Annotated in this window: 4 protein-coding genes; all 4 read left to right on the top strand. The window is 71.9% G+C overall.

The features are described 5' to 3' along the window. Genes ACQPZF_RS22605 through ACQPZF_RS22590 form a run of 4 tightly spaced genes read left to right on the top strand, consistent with a single transcriptional unit; the run spans nucleotide 1 to nucleotide 13,632 of the window. A complete protein-coding gene (locus ACQPZF_RS22605) occupies nucleotides 1-3,234 on the top strand; it encodes a non-ribosomal peptide synthetase (RefSeq protein ID WP_433260003.1) in 3,234 nt (1,077 codons plus the stop codon). Then, nucleotides 3,231-6,368 (top strand): non-ribosomal peptide synthetase, encoded by a 3,138-nt coding sequence (locus ACQPZF_RS22600; protein ID WP_433260002.1) that lies wholly within the window; start codon nucleotides 3,231-3,233, stop codon nucleotides 6,366-6,368. Before ACQPZF_RS22605 ends, ACQPZF_RS22600 begins: the two co-directional genes overlap by 4 nt. Next, the gene (locus ACQPZF_RS22595) at nucleotides 6,365-10,774 is read left to right on the top strand and encodes an amino acid adenylation domain-containing protein (protein WP_433260001.1); all 4,410 of its coding nucleotides are present in this window, start codon (nucleotides 6,365-6,367) and stop codon (nucleotides 10,772-10,774) included. The genes ACQPZF_RS22600 and ACQPZF_RS22595 overlap by 4 nt, the downstream gene beginning before the upstream one ends. Next, nucleotides 10,771-13,632, top strand: coding sequence for a type I polyketide synthase (locus tag ACQPZF_RS22590; protein WP_433260000.1), 2,862 nt, complete (start codon nucleotides 10,771-10,773; stop codon nucleotides 13,630-13,632). Before ACQPZF_RS22595 ends, ACQPZF_RS22590 begins: the two co-directional genes overlap by 4 nt.

The raw sequence follows: 13,632 nt of genomic DNA, 5'->3' as shown, positions 1-13,632 counted from the left end.
ATGGCGGAGAACCAATCCGCGATGGACGTGATGGCCCTGCGCCGGCGCGCGTTGCGCCGGCTTCGGGAGGGCAGTGCCGCCGGGCGGTCGGTGATCGCGCCCGGTGTGGACCGCACCGTGCTCTCGTTCGCCCAGCACCGCTTGTGGTTCGTGGATGAGATGGCGGATGACTCACGGGTCTATCACGTGCCCGTCGCGTTCCGGGTCGGTGGCGTGCTCGACGTGGACCGGTTGCGTCGTGCGATCCAGGCGACCGTGCGGCGGCATGAGGTGCTGCGGACGTCGTTCGCCGCTTCGGGAGGGCAGCCGGTGGCCGTCGTAGCGCCGGAATCCGATGTCCCCGTCGTCGTGGTGGAGGTGTCGGAACGGGAGCTGTCGGACGCGGTGCGAGGTGCGGTCGTCGAGCCGTTCGACTTGTCGGCCGGGCCGTTGTTGCGGGCGCGGGTGTTCGAGGTGTCGCCGGTCGATCGGGTCGTGCTGCTGGTCCTGCACCACGTCGTGTGCGATGGCTGGTCGCTTGAGGTGTTGTTGCGGGAGTTGTCGGCGGCGTATGCGGGGGAGGCGCTGCCCGCGCTGTCGATCCAGTACGCGGACTTCGCGTCGTGGCAGCGGAACGTGCTGTCCGGTGAGGCGTTGGCGGACCAGCTCGCGTACTGGCGGGACGCGTTGGCGGGCGCTCCCGAGGTCGTCGGGCTGCCGTGGGACCGACCGCGTCCGGCACGGGCCGGGTTCGTCGGCGGCACTCGGCGGGCGACGGTGGGCGAGGAGACCGTTCGGCGGCTTGAGGAGCTGTGTCGGACCGGGTCGGCGTCGGTGTTCATGGGGCTGTTCGCCGCCTTCGGCGCGGTGTTGTGCCGTTGGGCCGACGTGGACGATGTCGTGGTCGGGACGCCGATCGCGAACCGGACCCGCACGGAGACCGAGGAGCTGATCGGGTTCTTCGTGAACATGCTGCCGATCCGGTTCCGCGCCGACGGCGGCCTGCCGTTCGGCGAGCTTGTCGCACGGGTGCGCGACACCGCGTTGGCGGCCTATGCGCACCAGGACCTGCCGTTCGAACGGCTGGTGGAGGAGCTGGCCCCGGCCCGCAGCCTGGCGCACCACCCGGTGTTCCAGACCTCGTTCGCCTTCCGGAACACCGGGTCCGCCGACCTCCGGCTGCCGGGACTGGACGTCGAACCGTTCGCGATGGACTGGGGCATCGCGAAGTACGACCTGGCTCTCGAAGCCGTGCCCGCGCGGGACGGGACGATCGGCCTGATCGCCGACTACCGCACGGACCTGTTCGACACCGCCACGATCGACCGGCTGCTCGACTGGTACGTCCGGTTGCTCGACCAAGCCACAACGAGCCCGAACACGCCTCTGTCTACTGTGGACCTGACGTCGGCGGACGAGATCCGGATCGTCATGGCGGCCGGAACGGGCAGTCCATGTGCGCTTCCGGAGGCCTGCGTGCACGAATTGGTCGCCGGCCGTGCCGATGCCCACCCCGATGGCGTCGCGGTGGTCGACGGCGACCGGGTGGTCCGTTCGGGTGAGCTGGTGGCACGGGCGAACCGGTTGGCGTGGTGGTTGCGCGGGCTGGGTGTCGGTCGGGGTGATGTTGTGGGGTTGGTGTTGCCCCGAGGCGTCGAGCTGGCGGTCAGCGCGTTGGCGGTGCTCTCGGTCGGCGCCGCCTACCTGCCGATCGATCCGGGTGTCCCGGTGGAACGCCTGCGGTTCATGGTGGAGGACTCGTCGGCCCTCGTCGTGGTGGGCCGGGGTAGACCACCGGTCGACGTGCCGTGGGTGGACCTGGCTGGTGACGCCGCGAAGATCGATCTCCAGCCGTCGACCGACCTGGGTGTCCGGTGTTCGGCGGAGGATATGGCTTATGTGATTTATACGTCTGGTTCGACGGGTCGTCCGAAGGGTGTGGTTGTTCCGCATCGGGGTTTGTCGAATCTGGTGTCGTGGCATGTTCGTGAGGTGGGTCTTGGTTCGGGTGATCGGACGAGTCTGGTGGCGTCGCCGGGGTTCGACGCTTCGGTGTGGGAGCTGTGGCCCAGCTTGGTGGCAGGTGCGAGTGTGCACGTGCCGGGCGAGGAGGTCCGGTCTGATCCAGACTTGCTGTTGGAGTGGTTCGCGGACAACGGGATTACCGCCGCGTTCGTGCCGACGCCGTTGGCGGAGATGATGTTCACCCGTGCTGCCCCGCCATTGTCGGTGTTACGGGTGTTGTCGACCGGCGGGGATGTGCTGACGTCCGGCCCATCCGCGTCGTACCGGGTGTTGAACAACTACGGGCCGACGGAGAACTCCGTCGTCGCGACCGCTTGTGAGATTCAGCCTGGGGCCCAGAACTTCCCGATCGGACGGCCGATCGACAACGTCCGCGCCTACGTGGTCGGCCAGGACGGTCGGCCGGTCGGGGTGGGCGTCTCGGGGGAACTCCGGCTCGGCGGTGCCGGTCTGGCCCACGGCTACCTGGGGAACCCGACCCTGACCGCCGAACGGTTCGTCCCGGACCCGTTCGGACCGCCCGGGGCGCGGCTCTACCGCACGGGGGACCTGGCCCGGTGGAACCCCGGCGGTGACCTGGAATTTCTCGGCCGTGCGGACCACCAGGTGCAGATCCGCGGGCACCGCGTCGAACTCGGCGAGATCGAGAGCGTGCTGGCGGAACACCCGGCGGTCGACACGGCGGTCGTGGTCGTGCGGACGGATCAGGGCGAACCGGTGCTCACCGGCTACCTCAAGGGACGGCCCGACCTGGACGACGTCCGGCGCCACCTCGTCGACCGCCTGCCCGGGTACATGGTGCCACCGGTGCTCGGCGTGGTGGAGCAGTGGCCGATGACCGCGAGCGGCAAGATCGACCGGAAGGCGTTGCCACCGCTGGAGACGCCTGCCGGTCGTCCGGTCTCCGGTGCGGTCGAACAGGCGCTGGCCGACGTGTGGGCGGAGGTGCTGAACCTCACGGACCCGCCGGGCGCGCGGGACGACTTCTTCGGGCTGGGCGGCAACTCGCTCAACGCCACCCGGATCACCTCGCGCGTCCACGCGGTGCTGGGGGTGCGGATTCCGATCCGGAACCTGTTCGAGACGCCCACGATCGAAGGGCTGGCGCGGTTCGTCGCCGAGGCCGGCCGGTCCACGGCCCCCGCGCTCGTCCGGCAGGAGGCCGACCTCTACCCAGGACTGGACCCGACCGAGGTCGAAGCGCTGCTCGGGGCGGGTGACCCGCGGTGACGCGCCGCAGGATCGGGCTCAGCTCGTTCGCCCAGCAGCGGTTGTGGGTCGTGGACCGGCTGGTGGGGGACTCCCGGCTCTACCACGTGCCGATCGCGTTCCGGGTCGGAGGCCGGTTCGACGCCGCCGCGTTCCGGCGCGCGGTCGGCGAAGTCGTGCGGCGGCACGAAGTCCTCCGGACCTCGTTGGCCGAACCCGCCGGCCGGGCCGTCCAGGTGGTCGAGCCGGAGGTCGAAATCCCCTGCGCCGTCGAAGACGTCACCGGACCGGAGCTGCGGGAAGCCGTGCGCCGTTCGGCGGACATCCTCTTCGACCTGTCGGTCGCGCCGCTGTTCCGGGTCCACGTGTTCCGGGTGACGCCGGAAGACCACGTGGTGCTGCTGGTGATGCACCACATCGTCTGCGACGGGTGGTCGCTGGACATCATGCTGCGTGAGTTGGCGGACGCCTACGCGGGCCGGTCGCTCGCGCCGCTGCCGATCCAGTACCTCGATTTCGCGACGTGGCAACGGGAGCACCTGTCGGGCGACGTCCTCGCCGAGCACCTCGCGTACTGGCGTGCCGCACTGGACGGCGCACCGCCGGCCCTGGACCTGCCGACCGACCGGCCACGTCCGGCCACCGCCGGGTTCCGTGGCGCGAGCCGGGCGGTCACGCTCGACGCGGACACCACCGGTGGGCTGGTGGAACTGTGCCGGGCGGGCTCGGCGACGTTGTTCATGGGCCTGCTCGCGGGTTACGGCGCGGTGCTGTCCCGGTGGACCGGCGTCGGTGACGTGGTGGTCGGAACCCCGGTCGCCGGACGCAACCAGGTCGAGGTCGAAGGGCTGATCGGATTCTTCGTCAACGTCCTGCCGATCAGGTGCGACACGGCAGGCGACCCGACGTTCCGGGAACTGGTGGCCGAGGTCCGCGACACCACGCTGGGCGCGTACGCGCACCAGGACCTGCCGTTCGAACGGCTCGTGGACGACCTCTCGCCCGACCGCAGCCTGTCCCGGCACCCGATTTTCCAGACCTCGTTCACGATTCGTGACACCGGAAGTCCACAGTGGACCTTACCCGGTCTTGACACGATCCCATTCGAGATCGACTGGGACGTCTCGAAGTACGACCTCTCCGTGGAAGCGACCCAGGCGGACGACGGCACGATCCTCCTCACCGCCGAGTACGACACCGACCTGTTCGACGCGTCCACCATCGACCGCGCGCTCACCTGGTACGTCCGGCTGCTCAAGCACGCCGTCGGCAACCCCGACGTGCCGCTGTCACAAGCCACCCTCCCCGACCCGGCCGAACTCCACCTGGTCACCACGCTGTGGAACGGCCGGGATCACACGGTGCCGGACCGCACCGTGCCCGGCCTGATCGCCGATCACGCGGCGAAATACCCGGACGACATCGCCCTGGTCTGCCGAGACGAGCGGCTGACGTACGCCCACCTGCACTCCGAAGCACGCGGCATCGCCAAAGAGCTGGCGGGCCTGGGCATCAAGACCGACGACACCGTGGCGATCTGCCTCGATCGCGGCCCGTCCCTGATCACCACGATCCTGGGCATTCTGTACGCCGGTGCGGGCTACCTTCCGCTGGACCCCGAGCTGCCACCCGCACGCCTCGCGCTGCTGTCGGGCGTAGCCGATCTGGTGGTGACCACCGACGACCACCGGCACAAGTTCCCGGAGCAGACCCGCACGTACCAAGAACTGTTGGCAGGCAAGTCCGATGTGGACACTGTGACCGCAGTACTTGACAACCTCGCCTACACGATCTATACGTCCGGCTCCACCGGAGGACCCAAACCGACCGCCGTCACCCACCGGGCGCTCGCCAACTACACGGCCGCGATGATCCGCCTGCTCGGCATCCGCAGGGGAGACACGGCGACGACACCCGCGACCATCAGCGCCGACCTCGGTTACACCACGCTGTTCCCGGTGCTGGCCGCAGGCGGGTGCGTCCTGATCGAGCCGGACAGCCCGCACGCCGCGCCCGGCGCGGACCACGTGAAGATGACGCCTTCGCACTTCCGACATGTCACCGGCCTGACGCCGCACTGGCGGGCACGCCGAACCCTGGTGCTGGGCGGTGAGCCGTTCCCGCCGGAACTGGCCCGACGAATCCGCCGCGCACAGCCCGGCCTCCGGCTGGTCAACCACTACGGCCCGACCGAGGCGACGATCGGCGCGGTGTGCTTCGAGCTGCCCGAGGACCTCGACCGGCTCACCGGGGCGACCATCCCGATCGGCCGCCCGGTCGACGGCACCCGGTCGTACGTGGTCGACCGGCACGGCCGCCTGGCGGGCATCGGCATGACGGGCGAGCTGTGGATCGGCGGCCCCGGCATCGCCCGGGGCTATCCCGGCCACCCCGACCTGACCGCCGAGAGGTTCACCCCCGACCCGTTCGGACCGCCGGGGAGCCGCGTCTACCGGACCGGCGACCTGGTCCGGTGGACCGCTCACGGGCAACTGGAGTTCATCGGCCGCGCGGACCACCAGGTGAAGATCCGGGGCCACCGGGTAGAACTCGGTGAGATCGAAGCCGCGCTCGCGGCCTTCCCGGACGTCGCGGCGGCCGTCGTGGTCGTCCGTGCCTCGAAGGGCGACGAGCCGGTGCTGACCGGCTACCTGCAATCAGCACAGTCCACAGTGGACGTGGAGTCGATCCGCCGCCGACTCGCCGCGCGGCTACCTGCCCACATGGTGCCGCCACTGCTGGGCGTGGTCGACGCCTGGCCGATGACGGCGAGCGGCAAGATCGACCGGAAGGCGTTGCCTCCGTTGGGCCTCCCGTCCGGGCGGGAGGTCGCCGGACCGGTGGAGCAGGCGCTGGCGGACGTGTGGACCGAGGTGCTGAACCTCGCGGACGCGCCGGGAGCGCGGGACAACTTCTTCGGACTGGGCGGCAACTCGCTGAACGCCACGCAGATCGTGGCCCGGATCGACGGCGCGCTGAAGGTGAGCCTGCCGATCCGGCAGCTTTTCGAGACGCCCACGATCGAAGAGCTGGCCGAGGTGGTGGCGGCCGGCTCCGGGGGAGTGGCCGCGCCGATCACCCGCCGGGCGGGCGACTCCTTCCCCGGCCTGGACGCGGCCGAAATCGACGCTGTTCTCTTGGGGGACCTCGGATGAGCACGGATCGCAGGATCGGTATCAGTTCGTTCGCGCAGCAGCGGTTGTGGTTCGTGGACCGGATGCTGGACGACTCGCGGGTCTACCACGTGCCGGTGGTGTTCCGGGTGAGCGGACCGTTCGACGTGGACGCGTTCGCGGCGGCGGTCCGGGAGGTGGTGCGGCGGCACGAGGTGCTGCGGACCTCGTTCGTCGCGCCCGCCGGACGGCCGATCCAGGTCGTCTCCCCGCACGTCGACGTGCCGGTGCCGGTGACCATGGTGTCCGAGGACGTGGTGGCGAAGACCGTGCGCGCGGAGATCGACCAGCCGTTCGACCTGGGCAAACCGCCCCTGCTGCGCACCCGTGTGCTGCGGGTGTCCGACGAGGACCACGTGGTGGTGCTGACCATGCACCACATCGTCTCGGACCGGTGGTCGCGGGTGATCCTGTCGCACGAGCTGTCGGTGCTGTACGCGGGCGGTGAGCTGCCACCGTTGCCGATCCAGTACCTGGACTTCGCGGCGTGGCAACGGGAGCGGATGTCCGGCCCGGTGCTGGACGAGCACCTGGCGTACTGGCGTGGCGCGTTGGAGGGTGCGTCCGAGGCGATCGGGATGCCCGCCGACCGCGCACGGCCGGCCACCGCCGGGTTCGCGGGCTCCAGCCGCCGCGCGGTGGTGGACGCGTCGGTCGTGCGCCGCCTGGAAGAGTTGTGCCAGGCCGGTTCGGCGTCGTTGTTCATGGGGCTGTTCGCCGGGTTCGGCACGGTGCTGGCCCGCTGGTCCGGCCGCCCGGACGTGGTGGTCGGGTCGCCGATCGCCAACCGGACCCGGACCGAGACCGAGCCGCTGATCGGGTTCTTCGTGAACATGCTGCCGCTGCGGTGCGACACCGGCGGCGATCCGACGTTCCGGGAGCTGCTGGGCCGGGTGCGGGACATGGCGCTCGGCGCGTACGCGCACCAGGACCTGCCGTTCGAACGGCTGGTGGAGGAACTGGCCCCGGCCCGCAGCCTGGCGCACCACCCGGTGTTCCAGACCTCGTTCGCGTTCCAGAACACCCGCAGCCCCGACCTGGAGCTGGCCGGGCCGGACATCACCGCGCTCCCGGTGGACTGGGACATCGCCAAGTACGACCTCACGGTGGAGGCGACGCCCGCGGCGGACGGGTCGGTCGAGCTGACCGCCGAGTACAGCACCGACCTGTTCGAGGCGGAGACCGTCGACCGGGTGCTGCGCTGGTACACGACCCTGCTGGCCCGCGTCGCCGCCGACCCGGACACGCCGCTGTCCCGAGTAAGTCTCGTGGAACCGGCCGAGCACCGCCGGATCACCGCGTGGAACGCCACCGAACGGCCCGCGCCCGACCTCCTGGCGCACGAGGCCGTCGCCGCACGAGCCGCCGCCCACCCGGAACGCGTCGCGCTGGTGTGCCAGGGGGAGGAGGTCACCTACGCCCGGCTGGACTCGGAGGCGCTGGCGGTCGCCGGTTCGCTGGCCCGGCTCGGCGTGCGCACCGACGACACGGTCGGTATCTGCCTCGATCGCGGCCCCGCCCTGATCACGGCCATCCTCGGCGTGCTGCACGCGGGCGCGGGCTACCTGCCGCTGGACCCCGACCTGCCCGCCGGCCGCCTGGCACGGCTGTCGTCGGAAGCCAAGCTCGTGCTGACCTCCGACACCCATCGCCACAAACTTCCCGCCGACGCGGACGTCCACACGACGCTGCCCGACCCCGATGTGCCCGTGCACCAGGCGAGCCCGGACACGCACGCCTACACGATCTTCACCTCCGGCTCGACGGGCAGCCCCAAGCCGACCGTCGTCACGCACGGCGCGCTCGCCAACCACATGGCGTGGCTGATCCGCGAGTTCGGGCTGGGACCGGAGGACCGCGTGCTGTGGCGGACATCGGCCGCGTTCGACGCGTCGGTCTGGGAGTACCTGGCGCCGCTGATGTCCGGCGGGACGGTGGTGATCGCGCCACCGTCCGGTGGCGATCCCCTCGGCTGGCTGGCGTGCCTTGACTCGGCCACCGTCCTCCAACTCGTGCCCACGGCGCTGGAGATGGCGCTGGACAGCCCCGAGGGCCGGGCCCGGCTCGCCGCGTCCGATCTGCGGCTGGTGTGCCTGGGCGGGGAGGCGCTGACCGCCGGGCTGCTGCGCAAGCTGCGCGACCTGCGCCCGGTGCCGGTGGTCAACCTGTACGGCCCGACCGAAGCCACCATCGACGCCACCCGGCTGTGGTGCGAGCCGTCGCGGACCGGGCCGGAGCGCGTGCCCATCGGCCGGCCCATCGACAACGTCCGCGCCCACGTGGTCGACCGGCACGGCCGGCTGCTCGGCCCCGGCATGGTCGGCGAGCTGTGGATCGGCGGCGCGGGGCTGGCGCGCGGCTACGCCGGCCGGCCGGACCTGACGGCGGAGCGGTTCGTGCCGGACCCGTTCGGCCCTCGCGGCGGCCGGCTCTACCGCACCGGCGACCTGGCCCGCTGGACGCCGGACGGCGAACTGGAGTTCCTGGGCCGGCTCGACCACCAGGTGAAGGTCCGGGGTCACCGGGTCGAGCTGGGCGAGATCGAGCACGCCCTCGCCCGGCACCCCGTGGTGCGGCAGGCGGTGGTCGTGGCCGAGGACACCGAGGCGGGCGCGCGTTTGGCCGCCTTCGTCACGACCACCGAGGAGCGGGCCGACGACAAGGCCGTGACCACGGAGCGGCTGGACCGGTGGGAGACCGTCTTCGACCGGACCTACGGCGTCGACGGCGGCGGCGAGCCCGAGGTGGACACGATCGGCTGGACCAGCAGCATCGACGGCAGCCGGATCTCCGACGACGAGATGCTGGTCTGGCTGCGGTCCACAGTGGACCGGATCCGGGCGTTCGAGCCGCGCCGCGTGCTGGAGGTCGGCTGCGGCACCGGTCTGCTGCTGTGGCGGCTCATCGACCACACCGAGGAGTACTGGGGCACCGACCTGTCCGGCGTCGTGGTCGACAAGCTGGCCGCGCGGCTGGCGGCGGCGGGCCGGGGCGACCGGGTCCGGCTGCGCACGCAGCCCGCGCACGACACCACCGGCCTGCCTGCCGGGCACTTCGACCTGATCGTGCTCAACTCGGTCGTCCAGTACTTCCCGAGCGCCGACTACCTGCGCCGGGTGCTCGAAGGCCTCCGGCCGCTGCTCGCGCCCGGCGGCACGGTGTTCCTCGGCGACCTGCGGCACCTCGGTCTGCTGGAGGAGTTCGCGACCGAAGCCGAAACGGCCCGCGCGCGGCCCGACACCAAGGCGGCCGACCTGCGTGAACGAGTCGACCGGTTGGTCCGCGGCGAGGAGGAACTGCTGCTCGACCCCCGCGCGCTGGACCGGCTGGCCGCCTGGCTCGGACCGATCGGGCGGGCGGAGGTGCAGCTCAAACGAGGCCGGCACCGCAACGAGGTCAACGCTTACCGGTACGACGTGGCGCTGACGGTGGGAGGTGGGGACCGGCGCGACGTGGCGCTGACGGTGGGTGGTGGGGACCGGCGCGACGTGATGCCGACCGTGGGCGGCGGGGAGCATCCCGCTCCACCGACGATCGGGTCGTGGCCGGTCGACTGGGCGACGCTCGGCCCGGACCCGGTGCTGATCCCGGCGGTCCCCGACGTCCGGCTGCGGACCGTTCGGCACGTCGTCACCGCGCTGCGGTCGGCCGAACCGGACACCACGCTGTCCGCCCTGCCCACGCCGGTCGTGGAGGCGCTGCCGCACCCCGAAGACTTCTGGGAGGCCGCCGAGGCCAACGGGTACCGCGCGATCATCACGCCGGGCTGGGACGACCCCGCCACGTTCGACGTGCTGCTGGTGCCCCGCGAGACGGTCCGACAGGTCGATCCGCACCGGGTGCTGACGTCCGTCCGGACCACGCACACCGGGCCGATGGCCAACGACCCGACCGCGCTCGACACCCGGCAGCTCCTCGTCCGGCAGCTCGGGGAGAGCCTCGAACAGGCCCTGCCGAAAGCGATGCTGCCCTCGGTCATCACCGTCGTGGACCGCCTGCCGACGACGCCGAGCGGCAAGGTCGACCGGACCCGGCTGCTGCGCCGCGCCGGCGCCGGGCCGGACCGGCGGGCCGTGCCGGCGGCGGACAACACCGAGCAGGCGGTGCACCAGGTTTGGGCGTCCGTGTTGGCGCACAGCGCGTTCGGTGTCACCGACAACTTCTTCGAGGTCGGTGGCAGCTCGCTGCTGTTGGTCAAGCTCCAGAACGCGTTGTACGACCGGTTCGGTGTGCGGCCGAGCCTGGTCGGTCTGTTCGAGCAGACGAGTGTCCGCGCCCAAGCCCGCCACGTGCGCGCCGAACCGGGGCGCGCCGGCCGTGAGCCCGATGCCCGTGCCCGCCGTGCTGCCGAGCGCGGTGCCCGTCGTGCCCGAAGGAGCGAGTCGTGACGCCGGACGATCTGGTTGCGGTGGTGGGTATGGCGGTGCGGGTGCCGGGTGCGGCGGATGTGGAGGCGTTCTGGCGCAACGTGCACGACGGTGTGGAGTCGGTCGGCTTCTTCACCGCCGAGGAGGCCTTGGCGGACGGCGCCGTCGAACGGGAACTGGCGCACCCGGACTACGTGCGGGCGTTCGGAGCGCTGGAGGACGTGGAGTCGTTCGACGCCGAGTACTTCGGCATCACGCCGCGCGACGCCCGGATTCTCGACCCGCAGCACCGGCTGTTCCTGGAGCTGTGCGACTCCGCGCTGGACGACGCGGCCTGCGTGCCGGCGCGGTTCCCCGGCGACATCTCGGTGTACGGGGGCACGGACGTCAGCACCTACCTGCTGCGCCACCTCCTGCCGTCCCAAGTGGACAACTCGCTGCTGGAGCTGTTGATAGCCAATGACAAGGACCACCTCGCCAGCCGTGCGGCCTACCGGCTCGGGCTGACCGGGGCGGCCATCGGCGTGCAGACCGCGTGCTCGTCCTCGCTGGTGGCCGTCCACCTCGCCACCCAGGCGCTGCTCGCGGGCGAGTGCGACGCGGCGTTGGCCGGCGGTGTCTCGATCACGTTGCCGCAGCGGCGGGGATACCTGTGGCAGGAAGGCGGTATCGCGTCCCGGGACGGGCACTGCCGGGCGTTCTCCGCGCAGGCCACCGGCACGATCACCGGCAACGGCGGCGGGATCGTCGTGCTGAAGACCCTCCGCCGCGCGCTGGAGGACCACGACCACGTCCGGGCGGTGATCCTGGGTTCGGCGGTGAACAACGACGGGTCCGAGCGGATGGGGTACTCCGCGCCGACCATCGGCGGGCAGGTCGCCGTCATCACGGAGGCGTTGGCCGGCGCGCGGGTCGCTCCGGAGTCGGTCGGGCTGATCGAGGCGCACGGCACCGGCACGCCGCTGGGCGACCCGATCGAACTGGAGGCGTTGGCGCGGGTGTTCGGCGGCGGCCGGGAGCGGACCACGGCCGTCGGCTCGGTGAAGAGCAACATCGGCCATCTCGACGCGGCGGCCGGGGTGGCGGGCTTCGTGAAGGCGGCGCTCGCGGTGCACCACGGAGTTCTGCCGCCGACCCTGCACTGCGACACGCCCACCACGGCCGTCGACCTGACCGGCACCCAGCTCTACCTGAACACCAAGGCGCAGCCGTGGACCGAGCGCGCGCCGCGGCGGGCGGGTGTCACGTCGCTCGGCATGGGCGGGACCAATGCGCACGTGGTGCTCCAGGAGTGGCGGGCGGAGTCGGCCGAGCCGGTGCCCGGCAGCCACCTGCTCCCGGTGTCCGCCAAGAGCCCGGAGGCGCTGGCTGCGGGCGTCCGGGACGTGGTCCGGCACGTGCGGGACGGGGGCGACCCGCTGTCGGCCGTGGCGCGCACGCTCCAACACGGGCGGCGGGCGCACCGCTACCGCCAGGCCGTGGTCTGGCCCGCCGATCCGCCCGGGGCCGGCTCGTCCGAGCCGGTGACCGGGCGTGCGGTCTGCTTCGCGTTCACCGGGCAGGGCAGCCGCAAGCTGGAGATGGGCGACCACCTCGGCAAGGCGTTCCCGGCCTACCGCGAAGCCTGCGACGAGGCCTTCGCCGCGCTCGAAACGGCCATCGGCGGGTCGCGGGCCGGTCGGGTCGTGCGGCACCTGGACGACCCGGACCGGTTGCACGACAACGACATCGCCCAACCCGCGCTGGTGATCGCGGAGTACGCGATGGCCCGGCTGCTTGAGTCCTGGGGTGTCACGCCCGACGCCGTCCTCGGGCACTCGCTCGGCGAGTGGACCGCCGCGATCGTCGCCGGGGTCGTCGGTCTGACCGACGGGCTGCGGGCGGTGGCGGCCAGGGCGGCGCTGATGGGCACGGCCGAGCCGGGCGCGATGCTCGCCGTCCGGGGCGAGGTCGCCGCCGACCTGGTGGCGGACGTCGACCTCGCGTGCCACAACACCGCGCGGGACTTCGTGTTCGCGGGCACGGAGCCGGACATCGCGCGGCTGGAGCGCCGGTTGCAGGTGCACGGCGTGCAGAGCACCCGGCTGGCCGGGCGCAACGCGTTCCACTCGCGGCTGATGGACCCGGTGGTGGGGCCGTTGGCCGGTGAGCTGACCGGTATCGCGTTGCGCCCGCCGGAAATCCCGATGCTCTGCGGTGTCACCGGCTCGTGGCTGACGCCGGAGGACGCGGTCAGCGCCCACCGGTGGGCCCGGCAGGTCCGTTCACGGGTCCGGTTCGCCGACTGCCTGGACCGGCTCGTCGCCGCCGACCGGCCGTGGGTGGTCGTGGAGGTCGGGCCCGGCCGCGCGGTGACCGGGTTCGCCCGGCGGCACCTCTCCGGTCAAGGCGTGCCGGCGGTCGCGACGCTGCCGAATCCCGGCCGCGACGGCGAGGACGCCGACTTCCTCGCCGCGCTGGGTGCGCTGTGGGAGGCGGGCGCGGTGGAGGAACCGGTCGACCCGAGGCTCGCCGGCGTGCCGACGGTGCCACTGCCGGTGTACCCGTACCAGCGGAAGCGTTACTGGATCACGGCTCCGGGGCAGGCCGAACCCGTGACCGCGCCGGAAGTCCCGCGCGCCGGCACGCCCGTCACCGACGACGAGATCCTGCGGGTGGTGCTCGAAAGCTGGCGTGCCGTGATCGGGGTGGACGCGCTCGCGCCGGACGTGTCCGTGTTCGACCTCGGCGTCGACTCGCTCACCGCGACCTCGGCCGCCGGCCGGATCAGGACCGGTCTCGGCGTCGACCTGAGCGTGCGCGAAGTGCTCGACCACCCGACCGGCGCGGCGCTCGCGGCGCTGATCCGGAACCGGCGCACAACCACGATGGGGGACTGA

Origin of the sequence: Actinosynnema sp. CS-041913 (assembly GCF_050942485.1) — a bacterium.
In the GTDB taxonomy this organism is placed as follows: domain Bacteria; phylum Actinomycetota; class Actinomycetes; order Mycobacteriales; family Pseudonocardiaceae; genus Actinosynnema.
This window is presented reverse-complemented; position numbering and strand designations above follow the sequence as displayed.